We start from the raw sequence: 25,110 nt of genomic DNA, 5'->3' as shown, positions 1-25,110 counted from the left end.
ATTGGTTTTCCCAAATAACTGCGCAATTTTGAACGAAAGCGCCTCAGTTGCGCAGTTACTATATGCCGCGATTCGTGGCTGGATTACAAATGCTTAACCAAAACACGCATCAGAGCCAGTAAAACGGGCTCCGAAACGCGGAGGTTTGGCGGATTGGACGGCGGTGATTCGCACCGCTCGCGATGCCGACGGGCAAGGCCTTCATTCTCGTTATGCATTTGGAATTCATTGCGTTTTTGCGGCACGCTCCCGCGGCACAGACAGGCTCAAGGTAACGGTAGCCGGTCATCCTTCAGGTTTTGTTGCCGTTGATCAGCACGACACATCAAAGCGTCGTGCGGTTTGAGAATGCTTGGGGCTTTCCGTCTTGCCGTTCGTACGGCAAACCGGCAATTTCACCGCGGCGATGGGCGATCGGTTTCGTCCAAATAGCGTCGGCCAACGCCACGCTTGCGGCGATATACCGGTGGTCATGGCACTATGTCCTTGATGAGCAGCCGACAATCCGCCTGGCTGCTTCTTAGTCCCGGTTAGCAACCACCGGCAAGCTTCCTTCGTTTGGAAGACGGGATTCAGTCTGCCGTGCGGCGGAGGCAAGGCGTCGCTTTGCGCGGATCGAATGCCATTGTTGGTCGATCAGGACCCCGATGAGAATCACGCCACCCATGACGGCGAAGTTCAGCGACGAGGGAATGCCGAGCAGGTTCACAAGGTTTTGCAACTCCTGCAACAGGACTGTGCCCAGCACGGCCCCGACGATCGATCCCTCACCGCCGCGGAGTGAAAAGCCGCCGAGCACGGCGGCGGCAATCGCGTAGAGCTCGTAGAACTGGCCATGGCTGGCCGGCGAGATCGAGCGCGTATACATGGCGAAATAGATCGCCGAAAGCGCCGTAAGCAGTCCGCAGATGACATAGGCCGTCATAATCAAACGGTCGGTCCGGATACCTGAATAGCGAGCAGCCTCTTCGTTCTTTCCAATCGCGTAAAGATAACGTCCGAAGACAGAGCGATGAAGCACCAGCCACATGGCTACGGCAATGACGACCATGGCAATGAAGGTGCTCGGAATGCCATAGAACCGCCCCGCGGTCAGAAACTCAAGCTCCGGAAAATTCTGACCGAAGGCAAATCCCGCCGTTCCGTCGGCCGTATAGAAGCGCGCCGCCCCGCGATAGATCAGGAGACCGCAAAGGGTGACGACGAAGGGCTGCAAGTTGAGCCGGGTGATGAGCCAACCGTGGACGGCGCCCATGACTGCGCCAAGCAGGAGAATGAGCGGTAACGCCAACGTCCAGGGCATATCTTGAACGGCAATGAAATCGACGAACAGTACGCCAAGAAGCGCTACGAGCGAGCCCACCGAAAGCTCGATACCGCCCGTAATAATGACAAAAGCTTGCCCCATCGACAGGATCCCGAACAGGCCGATCAGGTTGGCGGTGTTCGCAAGGTTGATCGGCAGCAAGAAGCGTGGGTTGATGATGGCGACGACGACGCCGACAACGATGATCAAAAGCAGCAGTCCAAGATCTTTCTTGATCATTCGAGACCCACCCCGATACCATAATGGCCGCAGCCGCTATTTTACGCTTTTGCCGACAGCAAGCAAAAGGACGCTTTCCTGGCTGAATTCGTCCTCTTCGAGAATGCCGGCGATCTGGCCCTCGTGCATGACGGCGATGCGGTCAGAAACGCCAATCACCTCTTCCATGTCGCTGGAGATCATCAGGATCGCGACACCGGCATCCGCAAGCGCTCGCATCAGGCCGTAGATTTCGTTCTTCGCGCCGATATCGATGCCGCGTGTTGGCTCATCGAAGATCATTACCCTCGGGCTCATCGACAACCATTTGGCCAGAACCACCTTCTGCTGGTTGCCACCGGACAGAGTGCCGGTTCGCGTCGAAACGGAGGGCGCTTTGATACCGAGACGAACACGCTGCTTTTCAGCGGCCTCGATCTCCCGTTCAGCGGAGACCATGAAGCGGCTAGAAATCCTGGGAAGATCGGCAAGGGTGATGTTCTGGGCGATCGGAAGATCAAGAAGAATGCCATTGCGCTTGCGATCCTCAGGCACCAGAAAGATGCCGCGGGCGACAGCGTCCCGAGCAGAACCGATCGCAATTTGGCGTCCGTCCTGCAGAATGGCTCCGCCGTAACTCCGGTCGATGCCGAAGAGTACCCTTGCAAGCTCGGTGCGGCCAGATCCGACGAGGCCTGCAAGCCCCAGGATTTCTCCGTACCTGATTTCCAGGTCAACGGGACGGCTGGGATAGGCCTCGGTGCGCACACCATTTACCTTCAATGCGACCGGGCCTGGCGAACGCTGCGGTTTTGCCGTCCGGGCCGCGAGCAACCGGCCGATCATCAGCTTGACCATCTGATCATGGCCAATGTCCATCTTGGCGAGCGTACCGACGAGCGTGCCATCGCGCAATACGACTACCCGGTCCGCTACGCGCTCAACCTCGTGGAGACGGTGCGAGATGAAGATCACACTGATACCATCCGCTTTCAGCGATTTGATGATGTTCAGGAGCCGCTCGGTTTCGGCCAGGGGGAGGCTGGACGTGGGTTCGTCGAAGATGACAAGCCTGGCCTTGATCGACAGTGCCTTGGCGATTTCCACCATCTGCTGTTCGGCAAGGGAAAGCGCAGCAACGGGTGTATCGGCGGAAAAATGTGCCCCCACACGCTTCAAGAGCGGGGTCACCATCTCGCGAAGCCGAGCGCGATCGACAAACTTGAAAGGTCCCGCTTTCAACGGCTCACGGCCCAGGAAGATATTGGCGGCGACGTCGAGATTGTCAAAAAGGTTGAGTTCTTGATGCACAAAAGCGATGCCGGATGCGATGCTCGTCTCCACGGTGAGGTGGCGAAGCTCTGCGCCATCGAGCAGGATCGTGCCCCGATCGGGAGAGATCACGCCGCCAAGAATATTCATCAGCGTCGATTTTCCGGCCCCGTTCTCGCCGACCAAGCCGATGACCTCTCCCGGCACGATATCGAGCGACAACCCGTCAAGCGCCACGACGCCTGGAAAAGTCTTGCCAACGCCGGAAAGCGAAAGGAACGGCGTTGCAGGCGCGTCCGGTGACGGGATGTCTGAGCTATGATTCATTGCCTGTCCATGACTGCGGGTGCTGCGGCATGAAACGTCTTTCGCGGCGGGGAGTACCCCGCCGCGAGAGAGAATTACTTTCCAGCCATGGCCTTCAGGTTAGCGGCATATTTATCGACGTCATCCTTGCCGATGATCACTGTCGGAATGATGATCAAGCCGTTGCTGGGAATACCGGACTTGTCGCCCTTGAGGTAGGCGGCCATCAGCTTCATCCCCTGATAAGCCCATTCGAATGGCTGCTGCACGACGGTTGCCGCGACCGTGCCTTCTTTGACGCCGCCGAGCGTGATCGGATCGTCGTCAAAGCCGACGACAGTGATCTGACCAAGCTTTCCGGCGTCGCGCAGCGCCTCATAGATGCGTGGCGTGTTATAAGAGTAGAAGCCGACCATGCAGGTCACGTCCGGGCTGGCCACCAGCGCATCCTCGACATTCTTTTTTGCGCGTGTCTGGTCGATATCGTCGCCGCGCACATCCGTCAGCTCGATCTTCGTGCCCTTAAGTCCGTCCTTCATGCCCTGAATGCGTTCCTTGGCGTTATCGGCGCCGAGGAGCCCGACAAAACCGATGCACTTGCCGCCATCCGGCATTGCCTTCTTCGCGATTTCGGCCGCCTGCAAACCGGCGTCGATATTGGATGAGCCGATATAAGCGACGCGGTTGGTCTGCGGCGCGTCGCTGTCGGTCGTGAAGAGAGCTGTTTGTGAGCCGATCTTGTTCAAGCCCTCGGTCTGAGTCTTGGGATCGACTGCGGAAACCATGATCCCCTTGACGCCAGCACTGACCAGGTCTTCCATCAGGCGCTGCTGGATGGCTACCGATGCCTGCTCAGGGTACTTAAGCTCCAGTTGGTAATCTGGCAATTCGGCCTGGGCCTTCTTCACGCCCGCTTCCGCAGCTTTCCAGAAGTCAGACGCTCCGTTGACGACGAAAGCAAGAGTCGGCTTGTCGGCGGCATTGGATACTGCAATCGGCGCCGCGCTCAGCATCAGCCCGGCAAGGAACAAGGCTGCATTCCGTTTCAGCTGTTTCATAATATACCTCCCGAGGGGCCGCAGTCGCATGGGCCCGTTTGCGATTTACGGCCGGCCGAATGCGCGCCCCCTCCTAGGGCCGCCGCAAAAGCGACGAGTGGCATAGGTTCCGATCGCCCTCTGACGGTATACAAGAATCTTAATTAGTAAATAGTATTATCAATGCGCATCAAAACATTTCATCGCGGAATAGCGAGAATGAAGTTCCAAAGTGAGGATTGCCAAGCGTTGCAGGTGCTCGCGCGATTGCCAGCACTTTCGGATAAGTGCTAATATTAATTTCCTAAAACGCAACTTCTTCCAAGATCCGGAGATCTTTCCCCCGAATGCGAAAGCCTAAGACCCAAAAGAATCCTGAAATGGATAAGCCCGCCCGCGTGACCATGATGGACATTGCCGCGGCGGCCGGCTGCTCACAGGCTGCTGTTTCCTTCGTGCTCAACGACACGCCCGGCACCCGCATCTCACAGCAGACTCGCGACCGCGTATTGGAGGCAGCGCGCGCCCTCGGCTACATGGGGACAAGCTATACCATGAAAGCCTCTTATTCGGGCCTGGACAACGTGATCGGTTTCGCCGTGGATCAGCTCGCTACCAGCCCGGAAGCGATCGTCGCGATCGAGGGCGCCCGCCAAGCGTCGTGGAATACGGGCAACGTGCTGTTGGTTACCCAAACGCTCGGTGATCCCGTCATGGAGCCAAAAGCAATCAGGGCGCTGACGAACGGGGGCATATCCGCACTCATATACATGACAATCTATACCAGAGAGGTCCAACTCCCCTCTTATGTCTGTGAACTCAACATCCCGACGGTATTGTTGAACTGCTACACGGCGGATCATGCCTTTCCAGCCGTAGTGCCAAGTGAAATCGCCGGAGGCCAGAGCTCCACCCGGCATCTGATCACGCACGGCCACCATCGCATAGGGACGATCACCGGTGAGATCTGGATGCAGGCTGCACAAGACCGGCTGACGGGATACCGCCGTGCACTAGCGACCGCCGACATACCCTTCGATCCAGAATTGGTCGTTGAAGGCGACTGGTCGGCCGGTGCCGGCTACGCCGCTACGATGCAATTGCTTGCTTTGCAGGAACCCCCGACCGCGATCTTCTGCCAGAACGACCGCACTGCAGTGGGATGCTACGAAGCGCTCAAAGATGCCGGGCTTCGCATTCCCCAGGACATGTCGGTGGTCGGTTACGACGACGAAGAAATTTCGAGACATCTGGTACCGGCCTTGACCACTTCGGTCCTTCCGCACCTCGCCATGGGTCAGTGGGCGATTGAACATCTCAACCTGCAGACCATGCCCGGCAAGCGCTATCCAATTACGAAGCTCGAATGCTCGCTGGTCAATCGTCATTCCGTCGCTGCGCCGAGGGCCAAGGCGCGGCATATCTTCGATGGGGCGCATGGGCCGCGATAGACTGGAGGTCGAGCCGGCGGGCACTGCACGGATGGAGCATGATCCCTCGTCTGGGTCTGCATCATTCTCTAGTTATTCAATAGGCTTCATCCTTTGGTGCGAAGACCAAACCGGCCGACAGTGTTGGAGCCGCCGCAAAAGCTTGAGCCGCCGCTGCAGGAGATTTGATGAATTCTGCCATAACGCAGGTCTTCGCCTCACGAACTGGGCGCTATCAATTTCAACGAGGGGAAATAGCTGCGATAGCGGCCGCCATCTCGCGTCAGGAGCGGCAGCTGCTGCACGGCGGCATGAGCGCCTATGAAGAAATCGGGAAGCACGCCGGTGCGCGTACCGCCTGCTTTGCGATATTGCGTGAAAACCTTCCCGGCGAGAAACAAAGCGGATCTCGGCATCGGCGTCATCTCGAGGGCAGCCTGTTCAACAAAGGCTTCCAGCGCCTCGATCCTGTCGTATCGAACCGCAAGTTCGGCATAGACTACATCGTTAATAAGCAGGGGGCCCTCGATACTCGCGGCTTCCAGCTGCGCAATAGACCAGTCCGACCATTCCGGGTCGTCGGTTACGAGGTCTAGGAGCACATTGGTATCAACAAGGGTCACGTTTCGCCGCGCGTTAAAGCCATGATAGCGTCGGTATCGAGGCCCTTGCCGGCATGGCCGCGCAGTTTCTCAAAGCGGCTCGCCGGCCGCTTCTTGTCGGCGCGCGTTAGAACCACACTGCCGTCGGCAGCACGATGAAAATCGACCTGGCTGCCAGGAACGATGCCGAGCATGTCCCGTACAGGCTTCGGAATGGTCACCTGCCCTTTCGCAGTAACGGTGGTGGTCATAGCGAACGCCTTTGTAATACTCTCCAAGAAGAAGGTATTACTTCATTCGGCAGAATTCAAGATGGCCGCTAAGCCGCCATCGATCGGTAGAGCCACTCGGAGAGCTTCTGGGTCGCCACGCGCGCGCCGACATGAGGCAGCAACACGTCACCTGTCAGTTCGACCCCGAAATACGAGGTGGAGGGATCGGTTATCACCTGCCGCTGGTCTTCGTTGGCGGCGAGATAGATGCGGGCGACGTCGTCGATGGCGAATTGTTCGGGGCCGCAGATCTCGATGATGTTGCCCAAGGGATGTCCTGTTGCCAGTTCCGCCAGGAATGCCGCGACTTCACGAGCTGCGATCGGCCTCACGGAGGCCGGAGGCAAGCGAACGACGTTGCCTTCGGCACCGATGTCGATCACGCCGTTGATGAATTCGTAGAACTGGGTCGAGCGGAGGATCGTGTAGGGGCGAGTTGAAGCTCGAATGAGATTTTCCTGCACCGCCTTCGCGCGGAAATAATCGCTTTCGACCAGGCGCGGCGTGCCAACGACGGAAAGCGCGAGATAGTGCCGGACGCGGGATTCCGCCGCGGCTGCGAGCAGGTTCTTCGTCGATGCCTTGAAGAAATCGAGCGCCGAACTGTCGCCGAAGGAGGCGGCATTGGTCACATCGACAACGACGTCGGCACATGTCATTGCCGCTTCCAGGCCCTTGCCAGTCACCGTATCGACGCCGAGCGACGGAGATGCCGCCGTGACGTCGTGGCCCGAACGCCGTAGATCCGCCGTCAGTTGCGTTCCGATGAGGCCGTTTGCTCCCGCTACCATGATTTTCATCTCGGCATCCTCTGTTGCATCGTCTGTATGCTTGCGCCGACGGAGATTGACCGCAGCGCCGGACGGCTTCCATCATGCTTGAGGTCGGACGTTCGAGACGCAAGGCATAGCGGAGCCAGCCCAAAGTCCAGAATGCTCCATCGCTTACATTCCCGCGCAATGCATGGGTTTCCATGAGTTGCGGTTGTGGTGCGCCAGGATTACGGTTCCAATATGAGCGCGCCGGCCCCGAAGTGGAAAACAACTGCTGTAGGAAACACTGACGATCCCCAGGCTTTGCCTGTCCGGCCGGAGCGGTTGATGGAGAGGGTCTGGTTGCACCGCCCGCCATTCCCGCGTCTGGGGCTTTTCTTCCTCGCCTATGTGCTCGCCTGCGGCTTCGCCCAATCTCTGGCGATCGTGCCTGGAACCGGCATTTCCATCTGGCCGGCGAGCGGGCTTTTCATCGCGACGCTTATTCTCAGTTCCGGATACAGCTGGCCCTCGTGGGTGCTGGGCGGCTGCCTGGCGGAGATGTTCAGCAATGTCCTGTGGTTTCACAGTCCACCGCTTGCCGCCTTCCTGATCTATGTCGGCAACGCTCTGGAAGCGGTGGCCGGCGCCTGGCTCGTGAACCGCACTCTGCAGCGGCCTGTGCGGCTGGAAAGCCTGCAGGAGGTGCTGACTTTTGTAGCGCTCGGCGCCGGGATTGCTCCGATCGTCAGCGCCACCATCGGAAGCGCAACGCTCGCGTGGTTTAGCATCCTCTCGCAATCCTTCCTGACGGCATGGCCTCTCTGGTGGATCGGCGATGCGACCGGCGTTCTCATCCTGGCGCCGCTGGCGCTCGTCGTGCTCCACAGCTGGCGGGGCAGACCGCAGCTGTCGACCACGCAATGGATGGAGGCTTGCGTTCTCGGCCTCATCTTCCTCGCCGTCGCCGTGCTTTCCCTGAGCGGCTACCTTCCGTTCGCCTATATCATCATGCCGCCTCTTTTGTGGGCGGCAGTCCGCTTCGAGTTCAAGGGCGCGGCAATATCGCTCGTGCTGCTGGCACTGATTACGGCGGTCTTCACGATAACCGGCGCCGGTCAATTCGCGGGCGATCCGGAGTCCCAGAAACACAAGCAGATCATGCTGCAGCTTTTTCTGGCCATCTCGGCGCTTTCGGCGCTCATCGTCGCGGCCATATCCCGCCAGCATCAACTGGCGTCGCTTTCGTTGCGACAAAGCGTTGACGCATTGCGCGAACGGGAGCGCGAGCTATCGCAACTGGTGGACATGGTTCCGAGCCATGTCTGGCGTCTGACGCCCGCGGGCGAGCCGACCTTCTTCAACAAGCGCATGGTTGATTTCCTCGGCCTTGACGTGGCCGATGCCGGCAAGCCGGATATGAGCCGCCTGGAAGCAGTCCTTCAAGCCATCATTCATCCCGATGACACCGCGGCGTTCAGAGAGTCGCTCAGCCATTGCCTCGTCGCGGGCGACAATTTCGCCATGCGGTATCGGCTGCGCCGCGCCGACGGCGTCTATCGCTGGATGTCGAGTCGCGCCGAGCCGATGCGCGATCAGGCGGGAAGCATCGTTCAGTGGTACGGGCTTTGTCACGATATCGACGATCAAGTCCATGCCGAAGAGACGCTGCGCCGGAGCGAACAGCAGTTGCAGCAGATGATCGACGCCGTTCCTGTCCGCATCTGGAGCGTGGAGTCGGCGGGCGGATCAATCTACTTCAACAAACGCTATCAGGATCACTTCCGCGCCGTCATCGCCGATTTCGACGCCGACGGCGAACCCCGCATCGACGAGTTGCTGCAGCAACTGATCCATCCTGATGAGGCGCCCGACGTTCAGCGCACGCTGCGCAAATGCTTCGAAAGCGGCAGCGGCACCGCGATGCGGTTTCGCTGGCTTGAAAAGGACGGCGTCTATCGCTGGGCGGAATGCAGGGTGGAGCCGCGGCGGGACGACGACGGCAAGGTCGTGCAATGGTACGGCGTTTCCCTCGATGTCGACGAAGAAGTGCGTGCGCTCGAGGCACTACGTGACCGCGAGCGCGAACTGTCACAGCTCGTCGACATGGTTCCGGTTCACATTGCCCGCATGGCGCCGAATGGCGAGCCAACCTTCTTCAGCAGGCGCACCCTGCAATCCATCGGGATGGATGATGTCGCAGCCTGGGACAAACCCGATCTCAGCCGTTTGGCGGTGCTCATCGGAGCAACCGTGCATCCCGACGATGGACCTCGCATGCGCGAGGTGCTCGGTCGTGCGCTCGCGACCGGCGAGCCCTATACGATAAAGTATCGCCGGCGCCACGCCGACGGTGCGTATCGGTGGATGGAGGGGCGCGCAGAGCCGTTGCGGGATCAAAATGGAACGATCGTGCAATGGTATGCCGCTGCGGTCGATATCGATGACGAGGTGCGAGCGCAACAGGCACTGCGCGAGCGGGAACGGGAGCTGTCGCAGCTCGTCGACATCGTGCCGAGCCTTCTCTGGCGCTTGAATGCGGATGGCGAGCCGACTTTCTTCAATAAGCGGCTGATCAATTTTCTCGGCCCGGACATTGCAAACCCAGAAAAGCCCGGCACGAACCGGCTGTCCGCCATAATAGAAGCCGCCATCCATCCCGACGATGCGGAGAGCCTTTCCGAGGCGCTGAAGCATTCCTTCGCCACCGGCGAGCGTTTCTCGAAGCAATATCGCCTGCGGCGCGCTGACGGCGTCTATCGCTGGGTCAGAGGCAGCGCCGAGCCGCTCAGGGACGAGAGCGGGCAGATTATTCAGTGGTATGGCCTGACGCATGACATCGACGATCAATTGCGCATCGAGCAAGAGTTGCGCGAGAGAGAGCGTTCGCTTTGGCAGATCGTTGAAACGCTGCCAGCAATGATCGATTGCGCGGCGCCGGATGGGGAGCCGGTCTATCGCAATCCACAGCTGCGCGACTTCCTCGGATACAGGCTCGAAGCGCTTGATGGAACGGGAAAAAGCCGGCTGGACGGCACGCTCGATGCCGGCGTTCATCCCGACGACGTGGCAGGGGTCAAGGAGAACTACGCCCATTCATTGCGCACCGGTGAGCCCTATGCGCGCAGGCATCGCCTGCGGCGGTTCGACGGCGAATACCGCTGGGTCGAGACGCGCGCTGCGCCGATGCGCAATGCCGAAGGCGCCATCGTCCAATGGAATGTCATCTGCCTCGATATCGACGGCGAGGTTCGGGCGGAGGAAGATCTGCGTCAGGCGCGAGAGGGTCTCGCGCGAGCGAGCCAGGTCGCGAGCCTTGCCGAGCTTTCGGCCTCCATCGCCCACGAGGTGAACCAGCCGCTCGCTGCCGTCGTCGCAAACTCACACGCCTGCCAACGCTGGCTCATGGCCGAACCGCCGAACATGGAGCGTGCCCAAAGGACAATCGAGCGCATCATTCGGGACGCCAACTCGGCCGCGGATGTCGTCAGCCGCATCCGCGCCCTGTTCAAACAATCCGCAGACAGGAGGGTTCATACGACGATGCCAGACATCGTCAACGAAGGGCGCAACCTCATGGCTGACGAGATGGCGCGCCGTCACGCCCGCATGGTTTTGCAGATCGACGGCAACCTCCCGCCGATCTCCGTCGATCGCACCCAGATCCAACAGGTTCTGATCAATCTCATCCGCAATGGCATGGAGGCAATGGAGGCCATTGCCGGCGACAGGGTGATCGAGGTGCGCGTGCGTCACATCGGCAATGCCGTACAGACGGAAATCAGCGATCGTGGCCAGGGGATTGAGTTTCCCGAAAAAATGTTCGAGCCGTTCTTCACGACGAAGGAAGACGGCATGGGCATGGGCCTGGCGATCTGCCGCTCGATTGTCGAACTGCATGGCGGACGGTTGTGGGCGGAGCAGAACAATCCGCGCGGAGCAACGTTGATCTTCACATTGCCCATTGAAACACAGGTGGCGTCATGACGGCGGACGACCATATTGTCTTCATCGTCGACGACGATGAACGCATTCGCGAGGCGCTCGGCGAGCTGCTGGACTCGCATGGCATACGCGCCATCGCCTTCGAGTCGGCCTGCAACTATGTGAAAGCGGACAAGCCGGATGTCCCCGCCTGCCTCATCCTCGATATTGAACTGCCCGATATCAACGGCCTCGACCTGCAGAGGCAGATAGCCGACGGCGATCATCCGCCGATCGTTTTCATCACCGGACATGGCGATATCCCCTCCTCCGTGCGCGCCATCAAGCGCGGCGCGGTGGATTTCCTGACGAAGCCGTTCAGCGACGAGCACCTGATGACGGCAATCCAGGCGGCGATCGCCCAGGATCGGGAAAAGAGGACCGAGCGCGCCGAACTCGGCATGCTGAGGCAACACTATCTCGACCTGACACCGCGTGAACGCGAGGTGTTGCCGCTCGTCGTCAGCGGCCTTCTCAACAAGCAGGCGGCGGCAGAACTGGGGATCAGCGAAGTCACGCTGCAGATCCACAGAAGAAACGTGATGCAGAAGATGGCGGCGGCATCGCTCGCCGACCTCGTGCGCATCGCGGAGAAACTGGAAATACCGATAACCCACTCGCGCCGGGTGGGAGGGAATTGAACATGAACAAGACAAGACATGTCGTGGCAATTGTCGATGACGATCCAAGACTCCTTGAATCGATGAGCGACCTTCTGGAATCGGCGGGCTATGTAGCCCGCGGCTTCTCGTCGGCAGGCTCGCTGCTCGTCAACGGACTGTCGGACCTCGATCTGCTCATCACCGATATCGGAATGCCCGGCATCGACGGCTTCGAACTCCGCGATCTCGTCAGGAAGTCACGCCCGGAGCTGCCGGTTTTCCTGATTACGGGTCGCCACGAGATCGCAGATCAGGGCCGCGCTCAAGGCGCCGGCGGATTCTTCCGCAAGCCATTCGATGCCCAGGCCCTGATCGCGGCCATCGCCAATGCCTTACACAAATCGAGAGATGGAGGGTGACATGAGGGTTGACCAGCCGTTCGTTCGTAGATCGGCGCCTTTGTCAGCGCAGCGTGAACGTGAAGAGGATCAGCCGCTCGTCATGATCGTGGACGACGACGCATCCATTCGCGAGGCGCTGTCGGAGCTGATCCTGTCGGCCGGTTTTCAGCCGGTCAGCTTTGCTTCGACGCGCGAACTGCTCGACGCGGATATATTGAACAGACCCGGCTGCCTGATCCTCGATGTGCGCATGCCGGGGGCAAGCGGTCTCCATCTGCAGAGCCATCTGGCCGAGAACGGCATTGCCAAGCCGATCATCTTCCTGACCGGCCATGGAGATATCCCGATGACCGTCCAGGCGATGAAAGCCGGCGCCGTGGATTTCCTCACTAAGCCGGCGCGGGATCAGACGCTGCTTGATGCCGTAACCGCCGCCATTTCAATGGACAGCGAACGACGAGCGGAAGCGGCGATCGCCAATCGCAATATCGAACGGCTGGAGACGCTGACGCAGCGCGAGCGGGAGGTTCTGCACGAAGTCGCACGCGGGCGCCTCAACAAGCAGATCGCCTTCGATCTCGGCATCAGCGAAGTGACGGTCAAGCTGCATCGCAGCAACGTCATGCACAAGATGGAGGCCGCCTCGATCGGCGAACTGATCCGGGCCTGGGAAACATTGCCGGCGCAGATGCGTCAGGCGGGGGCGCGTTAGCTTTTAATCAAGGTGCCAAGAACGCCGGCTGTCCATTTGATGCACGCCGTATCCGATTCACGCCAAAAAAGACGATGCGGCGCCGGCAATGGGTTTCGGCCCCGCACGCTTGCGTTATCTCTAAATTAAAGTTCGGGGATATGACACCGTACCCGGCTTTGGTTCCCCAAAGGAGATCTCGCCTTGAACAATCAATCGTCAGTCGCGCCTTCCCCTAAAACCAATGCCTTCGACACCGAAGCAACCTTCCTGTCGGCTATCGGGAATTCCAAACGGCTTCACATTCTGCATCTGTTGAGCGAAGGAGAAATGTCCGTAACAGTCCTGGCTGACGAAGTGGGATTGAGCCAATCTTCGACGTCTCAGCATCTGGCAATTCTTCGAGACCAGGAACTCGTGCAAACACGAAGAGCTGCGCAGACGATCTACTATTCACTTCAATCTGACGGGGTCAGGGCAATGCTCGATACGCTCGCGGACATCTTCGGATCTCATCGCCGTACGGCGGCAGAACGTGCCCGAGCCGTCGGCACCTGACGCCAATGGCGGAACGCTGATCTTGCCGCTCATGATTGGTCTCCAATTCTGCTGACATGCCCTTCGACCGCGTCGATCGCTGATGTACGTTTGATGTACGCCTCCTAGACCACGGTGTGATTACGCCTCCATTGCGAATGGAGATAATGAACCACATCGGGAACGGAACGAACGGCCCGGCGCATGGAGGCGATCATGGACGTATATGAGGCAGTCACAAGCCGACGGTCGGTGCGCGGATTTAAAGACCAGCCTGTGGCGATGGAAATACTTGAGCGGGTGCTGGCTGCCGCGGCATGGTCCCCGTCAGGATCGAACATCCAGCCGTGGAATACCTACGTGATGACCGGCGCGCCGCTGGCCGAACTCAAGACATCAGCCGTCGAGCGCGTGGCGCATGGCGACGCCTGGGACAAGCGGCAGTATGAGATGTACCCCTCCGTGCTGAAGCCACCCTACGGCGAGCGCCGCTCCGCCTTCGGCAAGGAACGCTACAGCGCACTCGGCATTGCGCGCGAGGATTGGGAGGCGCGCCAGCGGGCAGCAATCGCCAACTGGAACTGCTTCGGCGCGCCAGCCGCCCTGTTTTGCTACATCGACCGCGACCTTGGCCTACCCCAATGGGCCGACGTCGGCATGTATCTGCAGACCGTCATGTTGCTGCTTCGCGCCGAAGGACTGCACAGTTGCCCACAGATGGCATGGTCGCAGGTTCGCGAGACGGTCGCAGAGGTACTGTCGCCGCCCGATGGGCTGATCCTCTTCTGCGGCATGTCGATCGGCTACGAAGACCCTACGGTAAGTTACGCCCGCACGGGCCGCGCCCCGCTGGCCGAGACGGTCACGTTTATCGGCGAATAGTTGCTTGACCCAAAGGACAGAGACCCCATCGAGAATTCCGCGTATGATATGTCCTTTATCATGCGGGATACTGGAGAACGCCATGACCACGCATAAAGTAGGTTATCTTATCGGCAGCCTCGCCAAGGGTTCGATCAACCGCAAGCTCGCCAAGGCGTTGGTGCGCGTCGCCCCGCGGGAACTTGAAATGTCAGAGATATCCTTCAAGGACCTGCCACTCTACAGTTACGATTACGACGCCGATTACCCTCCGGCCGGCAGGGCATTCAAGGCGGCAATCGCGGCCGTCGACGCCGTGCTGTTCGTGACGCCCGAATACAATCGATCCATCCCCGGCGGGCTGAAAAACGCAATCGACTGGGCGAGCCGTCCCTACGGCACCAACTCGTTTACACGCAAGCCGTCGGCGGTGATCGGCACATCGCCGGGCGCGATTGGCACAGCCGTGGCCCAGCAGAATTTGCGCAGCGTGCTCAGTTTCTGCAACTCTCCGCAGATGAATGCGCCGGAAGCCTACATCCAATTCACTCCAGGGCTGATCACCGATGACGGCGAGGTCACGAACGAGAGCACCGCCGATTTCCTGCGAACGTTCATGCAGGACTTCCACGTCTTCATCGCGAGGGTTCGCTCAGTGCTGCCGAAAGACGCCTAGAGGCGCATGGAACTGGATCGCGATGTTCATGCAATGCCGGCAAACGTCGCCCCGCGGAAGCTGGCCGCGTCAATCCGGCGGCCAGCTCTCATTTAGCGTGTCACGCCCTCAAGCGAAGGCATAGGAGCCGTCCGGCCGCTTCGGCACACGCCGCTGCCAGTGGATATAGCCTTCCTCCTCCATTGCCTTCTCGTCCATCTCGACGCCCCAGCCGGGCCGGTCGGGGCGCAGCTCGAGATAGCCGTTCTTCGGCAGATAGGGATCGACCACATAGCGGGTTTCCCCCTGCCGCTTCTCGATATCGAGGCCGCCGTAGACATAGGCTTGGCCCTTTGGCAGCCGGTATTCGAGGATGCGGAAGTTCTGGGCCGCGGCCGAAAAATGCACATTGACCGCCGTCGCCAGCGGTCCCATCGGGTTGTGCGGAGCGACACCGACGAAATAGGCTTCGGCAAGCGTGGCGATGCGGCGCATTTCGCTGATGCCGCCGACGACGCAGATGTCGGGCTGGATCAGATCGGCGCCCTTGACCTGCAGCAGCCGCAGGAATTCGTTCCTGTTATAAAGCGACTCGCCGGTGGCCAGCACGCAGTTGAGCCCCTGTTTCAGATCGCCCCAGGCATCGATATTCTCCGGACGCAGCGGCTCTTCGTAGAACAGCGGATCATAGGGCGCCAGTGCATTGCCGAGTTGCCTTGCGGCGATCGGTTCGAAAATCTTTGCATGAGCATCGAAGGCGATCTCGTATTCGTCATTGACCGTCTCGCGCAGCGAGCGGAAATAATCGGCCGAGGCTTTCACGACATTCCCCCAACGATGGGCATGCATGTCGATACGCCAGGGGCTGAGTTTGAAGGCCGTGAACCCCCATTCCTCTTTCAGGCGATCGAACTCGTCGCGAGCAGCGGGCGCGTCGGGGGCGGTATAGACCCCGGCATAGACCTTGATGCGGTCGCGTACCTCGCCACCTAATAGTTTGTAGACCGGGACATTCGCGGCCTTGGCCGCCAAATCCCACAGGCAATGGTCGAGCGCGGAAATCGCGGCAAGGCCAAGTGCGCCAGGCGGGAAGCGGCTCTGCTGGATTAGCAGGTTGACGAGATAATCGACGCGTGTCGGGTCTTGGCCGGAGAGAAAGGCGTAGAGATAGTCGAGCAGCGGCGGCAGCGCCTTGTCGGGGCCGTGATTGTAGCATTCGCCCCAGCCCGTCAGACCGTCGTCGGTATCGAGTGCGACGATCACGCGGGGCCGGTCCTTGTCGCGGGTCATGAACACCCGCATGCGGTCGATCTTCATCATTCTGTCCTTCTAGCGATTGAAATAACTGCGGCGCGCCACGCGCGTCTGCACGTAGAGATGCTCGTTGTAGGTTCCGGGATTGTCGGAACCCGAGGTCTCCGGCACCGCCACGGAGACATTGCCGCCGCTCGGCTGACCGACATGCATGAGAAAAGTTCTGATACCGGTGATCTTCATCGCTGCGAGCTCCCGTTCCTCAGACTGTCTGGAGCGACATAGCGGAAGCGCCGCGAATGATCGCGGTCCCGTGGATCGGGGCGCGGAATGGCTGATATGAGCGCTTGCGTGTAGGCGTGCTCTGGCGTGCGGCAAACCTTCTCCGCTTCGCCGATTTCGACGAGCTGGCCCTTGTACATGACGCCGACGCGGTCGCACATGTAGCGGATGACGCCGATGTCATGGCTGATGAAGATGTAGGCGAGCCCGAGTTCGTCCTGCAGGCGCATTAGGAGATCGAGCACCTGCGAGCGCACGGAGACGTCGAGCGCCGAGGTCGCCTCATCGGCGACGATGACGCGCGGATTGAGGGTGATGGCGCGGGCAATGCCGATACGCTGACGCTGGCCGCCGGAGAAGGCGTGCGGATAACGTTCGCGCGCCCTGGGATCAAGGCCGACCTGCTCCATAAGGTGGCAGACGCGCTCGTCCAGCGCCCTCCCCTTGGCCATGCCGTTGACCAACAACGGCTCGCCGATGATCTGGGAGACGGTCATGCGCGGATTGAGGGAGCCGAAGGGGTCCTGGAACACCATGCGCAATTCGCGGCGCGCGGCGGCAAGCGTCTGACCTTTTGCCGTTGCCAGGTCGATGATGCCGCCATCGGCCCGGCGATAGAGGATTTCGCCGGCGGTTGGATCGAGCAGCCGCATGATCGAGCGGCCCATCGTCGTCTTGCCGGATCCGCTTTCGCCGACAATGCCGAGTGTCTCGCCGGGCAGAAGCGAAATGGAGACGTCGTTCAGCGCTTTCACTTCGCCGAAATCCATCGACACGTTGCGCAGTTCGAGGATCGGCGCTTTCGTCCTGTCCAGCGGCGGGCGCGCCAGGCGAATCTCAGCCTTCTGCTCCAGCTTCAGCACCGAACCAATCAACATGCGGGTATAGTCGTCTTTCGGTGCGTGAAAAATTTGCTCGACCGGCGCATATTCCTTGGCGACGCCATTGTGCATCACAAGCACATCGTCGGCGATCTGCGCCACGACGCCCATATCATGCGTGATGAAGAGAACGGCCATTCCGTTGGCCTTCTGCAGCCGGGCGATCAGGTCGAGAATTTCGGCCTGCGTCGTCACGTCGAGGGCCGTGGTCGGCTCGTCGGCGATCAGCAGCTGCGGCTTGCAGGCGAGCGCCATGGCTATCATCGCGCGCTGGCGCATGCCGCCGGAATATTGGAAGGCATATCGATCCAGCGCTTTCTCAGGGGCAGGAATTTCAACCTGTTTGAGCAGCGATATGGCTTCCGCTCGCGCTTCGGCCTTGCTCATCCTGGTGTGAAGGCGAAGCGCCTCGATAATCTGGTTGCCGACAGTATGGATGGGCGACAGCGACGACATCGGCTCCTGGAAGATCATGGCGATATCGCGGCCGCGGATTGCGCGGATTTGGCGCCCGCGCGGATTGAGGCTGGTTAGATTGATCGAGCCGCCCTTCGGATGGTTCAGTGTGATCGAGCCGCCGGCGATGCGACCGGGCGCATCGACGATCTGCAGGATCGAGCGCGCCGTCACCGACTTTCCGGATCCGCTCTCACCGACCACGCAGAGCGTCTTGCCCGGCTCTATTGTAAAGGACAGGTCGTTGACGGCGCGAAAGACGCCGGTGCGCAGCGGGAATTCGACGGTGAGGTTCTTCACCTCGAGCAGCGGCCTGCCGGCAATGGGAACGATGTCGGTCATGCCGTCCTCATTTGTTGTAGGGATCGGCCGCATCGCGCAGGCCGTCGCCGAGGAGATTGAGCGCCATGACGGCGACCACGACCGCGCAGCCCGGCAGGAAGAGCCAGGGCGCCGTGGCGATCGAGCGAATGTTCTGGGCCTCGCGTAAAAGCACGCCCCAGGAGATTGTCGGCGGCTGCAGCCCGAGGCCCAGGAAGGAAAGAGAGGTTTCGGCCAGGATCATCGCCGGCACCGCGAGCGTGATCGAAGCGATGATATGGCTGGCAAAGCTCGGCAGCATGTGGCGAAAGATGATGCGGCCTTCGCGAACGCCATCCAGTCTGGCGGCGGCGACGAATTCCTCGGTGCGCAGGGACAGGAAGCGGCCGCGAACGACGCGGGCAAGCTGGGCCCAGCCGGTCAGCGACAGGATGATCGTGATCATCATATATTGCAGCGTCGCCGGCCAATCCTGCGGCAGCGCCGCAGCCATGGCGAGCCAGATCGGTATCGTCGGCAGCGACAGCACGAAATCTATCACACGCTGCATGAAGAAATCGATGCGGCCACCGTAATATCCGGAGATGCCGCCGATCACGATGCCGAGCATCAACGACAGGAAGACGCCGACGAGGCCGATCGACAGCGACACCTGCGAACCCTGCACCGTCCGGCTGAAGACATCGCGCCCAAGCCGATCGGCACCGAAGAGAAGCAGCGGCGTCGTCTTGTGGGGCGAGGCGATCAGATGGATGTTGGTGTTGAACAGACCGAACACGGAATATTCATAGCCGCGCCCGAAGAACTGGATGTCGATTCGCTTGGTCGTGTCTTCCTTGAAGATGGCGGCGAGAGTTTCCGGATCGCGGGTCAGCTTCATCGGATAATAATGCAGACCGAAGGAAAACCCGTCCTCGGTATCGATCAGATGCACTTTCTGCGGCGGGTGAAAGGTCGCCCGCGCATTTTGCAGGTTGGGATCGTTGATGGCGAAGAAGCCGGGAACCAGGGCAACGATGTACATCATCACGGTGACGACGAGCGCCACCATGGCTAGCCGATGCCGGCGGAAAGCCCACCAGATCAGCTGCCACTGGGATGCGACGGCGGCGCGGTCCGGCTGAATATTTGTGACGGCGATGTCGGCCATATCGGGCTCCTATTCCAACCGGATGCGGGGATCGACCAGCGCAAGCAGGATGTCGCTGATCAGAGAGCCTATCAGCGTCAGCGCGCAGATCAGCAGAACGAAGGCGCCCGCCAGATACATGTCCTGGGCCATCAGCGCCTGTAGCAGCAAGGGCGCCGCGGTCGGCAGATTGAGGACGATGGCGACGACAACCGAGCCGGAGATGAGATTGGGCAGCAACCAGGCGATCGTCGAGATGAACGGGTTGAGGGCGATCATCAAAGGATATTTCATCAGCAGCCGGAACTCCGAGAGCCCCTTTGCCCGCGCCGTCGTCACGTAGGGCTTCGGCAGTTCGTCGAGCATATTGGCGCGCATCACGCGGATGAGGCTCGCCGTCGAGGACACGGCAAGAATGATGACGGGAAGCCAGAGATGCGAGAAGAGATCGCCCATCTTTGCAAAACTCCAGGGCGCGTTCTCATATTGCGGCGAAAACAATCCCCCGACGTCCTGGCCGAATTCGACCGCCGCGATATACATCAGCACCAGCGCCAGCAGGAAGGACGGAACGGCCAGGCCGAAGAAGGTGAAGGCGGTGAAGAAGTAGTCCCCGATCGAATATTTGCGGACGGCGGAAAAGACGCCGATCGGCAGCGCGATTGCCCAGGTGGCGATCAATGTCGAAAGAGCGAGAACCAGTGTCAGCGCCATACGCTCCCAGATCAGATCGGACACCGGCTGCTGCCATTCGAAGGAAATGCCGAAGTCGCCGCGCGAGAGGATGCCCCATATCCATTTGAAATATTGGATGAGCATCGGGTCATCGAGGCCGAAGCGTTCGCGCAATTGTGCCGCGGTGTTCTGATCGACGATTTCGTTGGAAGCCGCCAGCGTCGCAATATAGGTCGTGACATAGTCGCCCGGCGGCAGCTGGATCAGCACGAAAGCGAGGAAGCTGACGGCAAAGAGCGATGGAATCATCCACAGCAAACGTTTGGCGATAAAGACCAGCATGGGCGCCTCTTGCATTGAGTACCGCCCTCCGGGCCTTACCGGCTCTCATCCCCGGCAAGGCATCGGAAGGCGAACCGAAGGAAGTGCCGTACCGTCGGGACGGCGCTTCATCAAAATCAGCTCGTGAAGGTGAACTGCTGCGGCATCGCAGGTCCCGGATTGGGCCAGGACCAGCTATCCGGCTGCTTCTCGGGAACATTGCGCAGATTATTGCGGATGATGCCGAAGCCGCCGACGGCAAGACAAAGGCCCACGGTCTCGAATTCCTCCGCGGCGATGTCGAAGATCTGCTTCATGATCGCGCCGCGTTTGTCGAGATCGGCCGTCGAACGCGCTTCGTCGAACAGCTTCATACGCTTCTTCTGGCTTTCCGGCGGCTCCTCGCCGCGCGCACCGTTTGACGTATACCAGAGCGTCCACGGAATGGCGTAACGCGAACCCTGCGGATGGAAGGCGAAGAAATCGCGCGGGTCGAGCATCGGGTCGAGCCCGCCCGGCCCCGGCCACACCTGCGCATCATGAGCATTGTCGTCGCCGCGGGTATAATAGAGCGCCCGCTCGATCGTATTGACCTTCATGTCGATGCCGATCTGCGACCAATGCGTCTTGACCAGTTCCAGGGCATCGACGAGATCGGGATAAAGCGTCGGAATGACGTCGACCGAGAAGAACACCTTCTGACCGTCGGGCCGAAGGCGAAAGCCGTCGGGCCCCTTCTTATAGCCGGCCTGATCAAGCATCGCGCCAGCCTTGTCGGCGTCGTATTCGGTGAATTGACGCGCATATTTCTCGTGATACCACGGATGGGTCGGACGCGGCCCGGCCTGATAAGGCTCACTCTGCCCGAAATACACGATGTCGATGAGTTCCTGGCGATTGATGCCGATCGAGAGCGCCTGTCGGAACGACTTATCCGCAAACATCTTGCGCATGGCAGGATCTTTGTGGGTGATGTTGAAGTAGATCTGGCACTGTTGCGAGGCGGAAGGCACGAGCGTCAATAGGCGATAATCGCCCTTCTGCATGTTCTGGGAGAGCGTCGGCTTGTTGGCCAGGACGCTGATGTGACGTTCCTGAATGTCGATCTTTCCGGAGATGACGTTGAGCATCAGCGACTCGACGTCTTGCGATATGCCGAAATTGATCTCATCGATGTAAGGAAGCTGGTTGCCTGCCGTATCGACCTGCCAGAAATATGGGTTCCGGGCCATGACGACGCGCGTGGCGCCGCCGACATAGGGCTCCTTGACGACCCAGGGATCGAGCGTCGGCTTGTCGACGTTGCCCCAGCGCGTCGGAATCTCGATGTCACCGCAGCGGCTGCGGAAGAGCTCCGTCCAGCTAGTGACGCCCGCCTTCTTGGCATCGGCTTCGATGTTGGGATTGTATTTCGGCAGGAATTGGCTGCAATAATGCTTCGGGAAGAGCGTCGGATGCTGGCCGAGTGGCGTGGCAAGGTTTTCGAGATAAAGCGCGTTGGGCGCCGCGAAGGTGAATTTCACCGTATAATCGTCGATCTTTTCGACCGTGACCGGCTTACCGGCAACGGCAAGCTGCGCCGGCGTCGCGCTGTAAAGCTCGGTGTTCTTCACGCAGTCTTCGATCGCGAAAACAACGTCGTCGGCGGTGAAAGGATGGCCGTCGGACCAGCGCACGCCTTCGATCAAATGGAAGGTGAATTGCGTCGCGTCGTCGCTGACTTCCCAGCGCTCGGCGAGGTTCGGCTGCACGGCGGTGAATTCCAGATTCCAGCGCACGAGGCTCTGGTTGCCGACCATGCGCAGAATGCCGTTATGGTCGGATGAACCGCGCAGGCCGCGGCGCAACGTGCCGCCATAGGTGCCGACCTTCTCGAACGGCGTTACCACCATCGGCTTCTTCGGCAGGCGCTCGGCCAGCGGCGGCAGTTTGCCGTCCTTGACCAGTTGCGCCAGCGCAGGCGCTTCCCCACCGGCGGCGAAGGCACGACCGGCGATGGACAGTGCTGCAGCACCAGCCATGCCGCCGAGAACGGCGCGGCGGGTGACACCGCGAGACAGAATTTCATTGGGCATCGATTCCTCCCCTTTTATGCCGGCACAGGCGGCTCCCGACCTGCCGTTTTGCGCCCTCCTCGGCGCTGGAACGAAACCATAGACACGTTCTCAAATGATTACAAGAGTTGACAGATAATTACAGATTCGATAGCCATGCCGCATCAAACACGACGCCAACCCATTGGCAATCCTGCCTTGGATAGGGATTGAAGACAGACCTGTCAGAAGCTGTATACAGGCCGCATCGCGGCCGGTGACGGCGCGACATCATCCCGGCGCATGGTCGAGTAGGCATATCCGGCTTCTGCTCGCCGGGCGAAGAGCCGATGGGGCGAATTCGTCACTTGGCGGGGGAGAAAAGAGCGATAATGACGTTTGCAGTCGATGCCGTTTCGAACCGGGGCGCAACGCGCTTCAGCGACATCATCTACGAGAAGATCGTAGGGATGATCGCGGACGGCAATTTTCCTGTCAACGAACGGCTGCCGTCGGAAACGAGACTTGCCGCCGATTTCGGCGCATCAAGACCCGTTGTGCGAGAAGCGCTCGAACGTCTGAGAGCCGATGGCCTCGTCGTTTCCCGCAAGGGCTCTGGTTCCTATGTCCGGCAGCGGCCGGATTCGTCGATGCTGAAAATGGTCCCGGTCGGCTCGCTTGCCGATGTCCAGCGGTTCTTCGAATTCCGCGCAGGTCTCGAGGCCGAAGCTGCGGAGCTTGCCGCGCGAAACTGGCAGCCGGCCGACAAGGAGCGGATCACGGAGGCGCTTCTTGCGATCGAACAATGTCTGAGGAACGGCGAACTCGGCGCCGACGAAGATCAGGCCCTTCACGACGCGATCGCGATGGCGACAGGCAATCAGTTTCACATCACCGTGCGCGAATGGTTCAAGCCACATTTCGCCATCGGCCATTCCGTAACGCGAAGCCTGAGCCTGAAACGGACGCCGGAGCAGATCCGCAGCGTTCAGGACGAGCATGCGGTCATCGTGGAGGCGATCTTCGCGCGACGGGAGGCCGAAGCGCATGACGCGATGAAGAGACACATACTGAATGCGCGCGCCCGCATGTTCCAGGGAGTGTGAACGACAATGGGAGGAAGGACGATGAGACGGATCGCAATGACGGGCGCCGCCGGACGTGTCGGGACGCTGTTGCGCCCGTTCCTCCGGCAGCATGTTGAGCATCTCCGCCTGATCGATATTCATGAGCCTACGGATCTGGGCGAGAACGAAAGCTTCGTCCGCGCCGATCTGTCAAAGCTCGAAGAGGCAACGGCCGCTTTGGGCGGCGTCGACGGTGTCGTTCATCTCGCCGGCCTTGCGGGCGGCGTTGATATCAACGCGATATTGCAGGCGAATGTGCTCGGCACCTACAATCTCTACGAAGCCGCCCGAATCAATAAGGTCGAGCGGGTCGTCTACGCCTCAAGCAACCATGCGACCGGCTTTTATCCGCGCGGCGAGGTCATTTCGCCGCTCGATCCCATGCGACCGGACAGTCCTTACGGACTTTCCAAATGCTGGGGCGAACTGGTGGCGGGACTTTATTACGACACATCGGGCATCCGCTCCCTTTCCATCCGCATCGGCAATGCCGGCACCTACCCAAACAGCGAGCGCACGATCGCGATCTGGATCAGCGCCCGGGATCTGGCGCAACTGGTGCGGATCGGCCTCACCCATCCGCAGATCGCCGCAACGGTTGTTTACGGTGTTTCCGACACCGACACGAAATGGTGGGACAATGATCTGGCGACGCGGCTTGGCTATCAGCCGCAGGATCGGCCGCGTGATCACGCCCGTATCGAGGACGGAGCGGAGGGGCGGGTCGCCCGCTCGTTCCAGGGCGGCGGTTTCTGCGAATTCAATCACGACGGCAACATCCGCATGCGCGATGCCGAGGGCCTCGTCAAAGATCTGGAGACGGTCTCGTGACGGCGCCGCGCATCATTGAACCGAAGATCCGTTCCGTGCTGCAGCAACCGCTGACGGTCGGTGAATCGCCGGTATGGGACGAGGAAACCGGCGCTCTCTGGCTTGTCGACATCCTGGCGCCGGCAATCCTGCGGCTTTCCCCGCAAGGCAAGGTCGATCGCTTCGAGATGCCGGCTGCGGTCGGCAGCCTCGGGCTCTGCGGCGACAACAGGATCATCGTTGGTCTGCAGACGGGCGTCCATCTCTTTGATTCTGTCTCAGGCGATATCGAATTTCTCTGCGATCCGGTCGGGCGCGACATCAATGGCCGTCTCAACGACGGCAAGGTTGGCCCGGATGGGCATTTCTGGGTCGGCTCGATCAGCGAGGCCAAGCCGCAGGTGAATGATGCGGCGCTCTTCCGCGTCGGCGCCGATGGCAGCACCCGGACCGTCGCAACGGGGCTAACGAGTTCCAACGGCCTTGCCTGGTCGCCGGACGGCCGGCGGATGTATCACTCCGACAGCCGACAGTGTTTTCTGCAAGCCTTCGATTTCGATCCCGCAACGGGCGAGCTCGGCGAGGGACGCCGCCTTCGCAGTTTCACGGAGGAACAAGGGCGGCCGGACGGGGCGACGACCGATCGCGACGGATTCTACTGGAGCGCCGGCGTTTCCGCCGGCCGCCTCAACCGGATATCGAGCGAAGGCGAAATCGTCGAAATCTACATTCTGCCGGTCGCAGCACCGACAATGCCGTGTTTCGGAGGGCCGGATTTCAGCACCCTCTACGTCACGAGCCTGTCGAGCGACCGCACCGGACGTTTCGAGGCGGGCACGGTCATCGCCTTCGATGTCGATGCGGAGGGGCTGCCGCCCTTCCGTTTCGGCTGAC

22 protein-coding genes and 1 pseudogene are annotated in these 25,110 nt (G+C 60.3%); 11 read left to right on the top strand and 12 right to left on the bottom strand.

Annotation, left to right across the window (positions count from 1 at the left end):
• Nucleotides 1-520 precede the first annotated feature (520 nt).
• The 3 genes from NMA58_RS27185 to NMA58_RS27175 form a co-directional block, all read right to left on the bottom strand.
• Complete coding sequence (locus NMA58_RS27185) at nt 521-1,546, bottom strand: ABC transporter permease (RefSeq protein ID WP_097600606.1); 1,026 nt, start codon at nt 1,544-1,546, stop codon at nt 521-523.
• Between the two features lie 36 nt (nt 1,547-1,582).
• The gene (locus NMA58_RS27180; RefSeq protein WP_434713935.1) at nt 1,583-3,124 is read right to left on the bottom strand and encodes a sugar ABC transporter ATP-binding protein; all 1,542 of its coding nucleotides are present in this window, start codon (nt 3,122-3,124) and stop codon (nt 1,583-1,585) included.
• 74 nt (nt 3,125-3,198) lie between these two features.
• Nucleotides 3,199-4,161 carry a sugar-binding protein gene (locus NMA58_RS27175; RefSeq protein ID WP_097600605.1) on the bottom strand — a complete coding sequence of 321 codons (963 nt, stop codon included), beginning with the start codon at nt 4,159-4,161 and terminating at the stop codon, nt 3,199-3,201.
• 326 nt (nt 4,162-4,487) lie between these two features.
• Between NMA58_RS27175 and NMA58_RS27170 the strand changes: the two genes are divergently transcribed.
• A complete protein-coding gene (locus NMA58_RS27170) occupies nt 4,488-5,591 on the top strand; it encodes a LacI family DNA-binding transcriptional regulator (protein ID WP_097600604.1) in 1,104 nt (367 codons plus the stop codon).
• 197 nt (nt 5,592-5,788) lie between these two features.
• On the opposite strand, the gene NMA58_RS27165 is transcribed toward NMA58_RS27170, so the two are convergent.
• The 3 genes from NMA58_RS27165 to NMA58_RS27155 form a co-directional block, all read right to left on the bottom strand.
• Nucleotides 5,789-6,193 (bottom strand): type II toxin-antitoxin system VapC family toxin, encoded by a 405-nt coding sequence (locus tag NMA58_RS27165; RefSeq protein ID WP_430957430.1) that lies wholly within the window; start codon nt 6,191-6,193, stop codon nt 5,789-5,791.
• Entirely contained in the window at nt 6,190-6,423 is a 234-nt protein-coding gene (locus NMA58_RS27160) for an AbrB/MazE/SpoVT family DNA-binding domain-containing protein (RefSeq protein ID WP_064693019.1), read from the bottom strand. Before NMA58_RS27160 ends, NMA58_RS27165 begins: the two co-directional genes overlap by 4 nt.
• A gap of 68 nt (nt 6,424-6,491) precedes the next feature.
• Nucleotides 6,492-7,244 carry an SDR family oxidoreductase gene (locus tag NMA58_RS27155; protein WP_430957429.1) on the bottom strand — a complete coding sequence of 251 codons (753 nt, stop codon included), beginning with the start codon at nt 7,242-7,244 and terminating at the stop codon, nt 6,492-6,494.
• A gap of 300 nt (nt 7,245-7,544) precedes the next feature.
• Here NMA58_RS27155 and NMA58_RS27150 point away from each other — a divergent pair, with 300 nt between their 5' ends.
• From NMA58_RS27150 to NMA58_RS27120, 7 genes are all read left to right on the top strand, one after another.
• Nucleotides 7,545-11,183: a PAS domain-containing protein gene (locus tag NMA58_RS27150; protein ID WP_434713933.1), complete on the top strand. Its 3,639-nt coding sequence runs from the start codon at nt 7,545-7,547 to the stop codon at nt 11,181-11,183.
• A complete protein-coding gene (locus NMA58_RS27145; protein WP_430957427.1) occupies nt 11,180-11,821 on the top strand; it encodes a response regulator transcription factor in 642 nt (213 codons plus the stop codon). Before NMA58_RS27150 ends, NMA58_RS27145 begins: the two co-directional genes overlap by 4 nt.
• A 2-nt stretch (nt 11,822-11,823) precedes the next feature.
• On the top strand, nt 11,824-12,201 hold the full coding sequence (locus tag NMA58_RS27140) for a response regulator (protein WP_064812570.1): 378 nt from the start codon (nt 11,824-11,826) through the stop codon (nt 12,199-12,201).
• Between the two features lies 1 nt (nt 12,202).
• Nucleotides 12,203-12,895, top strand: a complete 693-nt coding sequence (locus NMA58_RS27135; RefSeq protein WP_430957426.1) for a response regulator transcription factor — start codon at nt 12,203-12,205, stop codon at nt 12,893-12,895.
• A 183-nt stretch (nt 12,896-13,078) separates the two neighbouring features.
• Nucleotides 13,079-13,432, top strand: a complete 354-nt coding sequence (locus NMA58_RS27130) for an ArsR/SmtB family transcription factor (protein ID WP_434713932.1) — start codon at nt 13,079-13,081, stop codon at nt 13,430-13,432.
• A 195-nt stretch (nt 13,433-13,627) separates the two neighbouring features.
• A complete protein-coding gene (locus NMA58_RS27125; RefSeq protein WP_430957424.1) occupies nt 13,628-14,293 on the top strand; it encodes a nitroreductase in 666 nt (221 codons plus the stop codon).
• An 82-nt stretch (nt 14,294-14,375) separates the two neighbouring features.
• Nucleotides 14,376-14,948, top strand: a complete 573-nt coding sequence (locus NMA58_RS27120; RefSeq protein WP_430957423.1) for an NADPH-dependent FMN reductase — start codon at nt 14,376-14,378, stop codon at nt 14,946-14,948.
• Between the two features lie 108 nt (nt 14,949-15,056).
• On the opposite strand, the gene NMA58_RS27115 is transcribed toward NMA58_RS27120, so the two are convergent.
• The 6 genes and pseudogenes from NMA58_RS27115 to NMA58_RS27090 all read right to left on the bottom strand — a co-directional run bounded on the left by NMA58_RS27115 (nt 15,057) and on the right by NMA58_RS27090 (nt 22,321).
• Nucleotides 15,057-16,244, bottom strand: coding sequence for a galactarate dehydratase (locus tag NMA58_RS27115; protein WP_434714416.1), 1,188 nt, complete (start codon nt 16,242-16,244; stop codon nt 15,057-15,059).
• Nucleotides 16,245-16,256: 12 nt separating this feature from the next.
• Nucleotides 16,257-16,379 (bottom strand): annotated as a pseudogene (locus NMA58_RS27110) (mandelate racemase/muconate lactonizing enzyme family protein); the annotation flags it as partial.
• Between the two features lie 41 nt (nt 16,380-16,420).
• Entirely contained in the window at nt 16,421-18,142 is a 1,722-nt protein-coding gene (locus tag NMA58_RS27105; protein WP_434713931.1) for an ABC transporter ATP-binding protein, read from the bottom strand.
• 7 nt (nt 18,143-18,149) lie between these two features.
• Nucleotides 18,150-19,271: an ABC transporter permease gene (locus tag NMA58_RS27100; RefSeq protein WP_434713930.1), complete on the bottom strand. Its 1,122-nt coding sequence runs from the start codon at nt 19,269-19,271 to the stop codon at nt 18,150-18,152.
• A 9-nt stretch (nt 19,272-19,280) separates the two neighbouring features.
• The gene (locus NMA58_RS27095) at nt 19,281-20,267 is read right to left on the bottom strand and encodes an ABC transporter permease (protein ID WP_285194484.1); all 987 of its coding nucleotides are present in this window, start codon (nt 20,265-20,267) and stop codon (nt 19,281-19,283) included.
• Nucleotides 20,268-20,383: 116 nt separating this feature from the next.
• The gene (locus tag NMA58_RS27090; protein WP_434713928.1) at nt 20,384-22,321 is read right to left on the bottom strand and encodes an ABC transporter substrate-binding protein; all 1,938 of its coding nucleotides are present in this window, start codon (nt 22,319-22,321) and stop codon (nt 20,384-20,386) included.
• Between the two features lie 350 nt (nt 22,322-22,671).
• Between NMA58_RS27090 and NMA58_RS27085 the strand changes: the two genes are divergently transcribed.
• The 3 genes from NMA58_RS27085 to NMA58_RS27075 are packed head-to-tail and all read left to right on the top strand — an operon-like array spanning nt 22,672 to nt 25,109.
• On the top strand, nt 22,672-23,385 hold the full coding sequence (locus NMA58_RS27085) for a FadR/GntR family transcriptional regulator (protein ID WP_430957418.1): 714 nt from the start codon (nt 22,672-22,674) through the stop codon (nt 23,383-23,385).
• A 21-nt stretch (nt 23,386-23,406) separates the two neighbouring features.
• Entirely contained in the window at nt 23,407-24,237 is an 831-nt protein-coding gene (locus NMA58_RS27080; RefSeq protein WP_434713927.1) for an NAD-dependent epimerase/dehydratase family protein, read from the top strand.
• Nucleotides 24,234-25,109: an SMP-30/gluconolactonase/LRE family protein gene (locus NMA58_RS27075; RefSeq protein ID WP_434713926.1), complete on the top strand. Its 876-nt coding sequence runs from the start codon at nt 24,234-24,236 to the stop codon at nt 25,107-25,109. Before NMA58_RS27080 ends, NMA58_RS27075 begins: the two co-directional genes overlap by 4 nt.
• Nucleotide 25,110 lies beyond the last annotated feature (1 nt).

It is taken from the genome of Rhizobium sp. YTUHZ045 (assembly GCF_051124255.1).
Taxonomy (GTDB): domain Bacteria; phylum Pseudomonadota; class Alphaproteobacteria; order Rhizobiales; family Rhizobiaceae; genus Rhizobium.
This window is presented reverse-complemented; position numbering and strand designations above follow the sequence as displayed.